Source organism: Campylobacter sp. BCW_6871 (genome assembly GCF_001762325.1).
In the GTDB taxonomy this organism is placed as follows: domain Bacteria; phylum Campylobacterota; class Campylobacteria; order Campylobacterales; family Campylobacteraceae; genus Campylobacter_D; species Campylobacter_D jejuni.
Genome location: NZ_MJWQ01000056.1, coordinates 1 through 2,350 on the forward strand (window position 1 = coordinate 1; position 2,350 = coordinate 2,350).

Genomic DNA, 2,350 nt, shown 5'->3' on the forward strand with positions numbered 1-2,350 from the left:
GACTTATCTCAAAAGCCTATTTTACCAATGTTTTCACTTTCAAATGGTGTTTTTTACCCATTCAGATTCAACTATTGAAAGAACTCTTGCAGTTTTGTAAATATTATCATGCGGATTTAGTATAGTTCTCACAGCGTAATACTGTTCGTTTTTTACCTCTTCTTTTTCAACTACAACTATCGTATCAACTGATTCTTCTTGAAGTTTCAAAGGAATGTATAAAACTACTCTTTGCTTATAAGCTGCAGGAATAATCATCTTTTGAAGATTATAATTATCTTTGATGATTTTCAATTCACCATTAATAATGTGTCCTATGAACCTATCATTTAGTTTTTTCACAATTTCAGGTAATCGCTCTTTTCTCTCAAAAAGATGCAAATGATTTACCCTAAAATCCAATTTACTGTCAAAAATGATTTCATTTTTGAATGTATCATAATCGCTTAAAGATTTAGGTATTTCTAAATCATCTAAAACTCTATCTCCATTAGAACAAAATTTTCTAAAAATATATCCTCCATTTTCCTGCTTTTCAAAGCATGCAAATATTGGAAAAACACCTGTACTATACAAACCTGTATTGAAACATGCCTTTGTTTTGTCTTTATTATAAGTAATAATATCAGGATAGCTTTTATTTTCGTAAATGAACTCAAAATATTTAAATAGATAAGAAAATAAAATATTATTTCCATTTCCCCAAAATTCTTTTTGAGCTATATTAGAAAGCTCTTGGAGTGTATTTAGAAAATTTGGAAAATAGGCAAATTGAAACAACAAAGGTTTCTCTTCAACTTTGTTTTGAATTTGATCACGATTTGAAGTCTTGTTTCTTGTGGTAGCTTTTTTAACATAAACTAAAGAAGGTTCGTTTTCATCTTTTTCAAGATCAAAGCCTGCTTCTATTAATGCCTTACTACAATTGATTTTTAAATCATATTTTCTTTTCAAATATTGACTGATATGTCCTGTAGTAACATGGTCAAATTTAGTTTTACTATCTTCATAGGCTTCTAAAATTAATTTTTCTATGTTTTTTTCCACGCTAAAAACCTAATTGTCCTTTCTTATAATCTTCTAAACCTTTCAATAGTCCAAAAAGTATGTCAGAATCAACCGCTCCTTCAATAGGAGTGCCTATTACTTTTCCTGTTGGAGTTAAAATATAAGTTGTTGCGAGTTAATTGCAAATCAACTAAATAAAATACATATATTACAAGTTGTTTTCAAGCAATATGTAATTTTGTTTCAATATGTGATACAACTTTACTTCAAGTATAGTTTATGTTTATGTAATTTTTATTTCAACTTCACTACACTTTTACTACAACATAACTACAACTTGAGTTCAACTTTATTACACTTTCACTACACTTTAACTACAAAAATGTGAAAATTTGCATGTTTTTTGAAGTAAAAGTGTAGTTAATATGTAGTTAATGTTATTTTTACTATAACTTGAGTGCAACTTTATTACAACTTAACTACAAAAAAGAGTTTGTTTAAAATACTATTTTATAGGGTTTTTAATATTAATTTAATTTTTATTGTTGAAAAAAATATACTAAAAAGTGTAATAAAAAAATAAAATATCAATATTTAGGGCTTATTATGCTAAAATCCTTATTTTTAGGCTCTTTTGCTTTTTTAAAAAAAATGTAAAAAGTTGAGCCAATGGGCATAATGCAATAATATAGCCTAAATATAGGCGTTTAAATCTTATTGTTGTAGGCAAATTATGCTAATGTTTTACCGACATTTTGCGATTTGTAAAAAGCTTTTAAAATATCTATTTTGTAGGTTTTTAAGCATTATTGATAATCGAGTTATTGTGTAAGATTTTTGGCAAAAATAGACTTTAGAGCTAAAAACTACAAAATTTTCTTCATGGCGTGTATTTTTGATTGTGCTTGATTTATAGCGATAAATATGAGAGCTAGGGCTTATTTTAGAAGTTCTTGCGAATTTTCAAAAATGCTTTGCAGTTTTGAAATGGACTGTGGTTTTTGTAGGTTTTTTTATGTTTTTTTGATTGCAAGTGTGTATCTTGAATGGATATAGGGTTTAAAATGACAGAATTAGCCTTTAAAAGGCTAAAATGATTTTTTTAATGGTTTTTATCGTTTTAGGGTTATTTTTTTGATTTTTGGGTGTTTTTTGAAAGAATATCGATTAGTGTTTCAAAATCTTGGATTTCTGATTTGGTGATTTTGAATTTGTCTTTGAGGGTTAGGAATTGATAGGCTGAAACTATATCAAGCTTTGGGTATTTGGCTTGTAAATCGATAATGCTCTCATGGTTTTTAACTCTTTTTAGTTTGGCAATAAAAGTGTTTTTTGTTTTTTT

At 27.1% G+C, this 2,350-nt stretch carries 1 protein-coding gene and 1 pseudogene; both read right to left on the reverse strand.

All coding sequences use genetic code 11. The features are described 5' to 3' along the window. Positions 1-39: 39 nt before the first annotated feature. Positions 40-1,047, reverse strand: coding sequence for a DUF3825 domain-containing protein (locus tag AJ930_RS06365; RefSeq protein WP_044779628.1), 1,008 nt, complete (start codon positions 1,045-1,047; stop codon positions 40-42). 1,087 nt (positions 1,048-2,134) lie between these two features. Beyond that, positions 2,135-2,350, reverse strand: a pseudogene (locus AJ930_RS10430) (hypothetical protein); the annotation flags it as partial.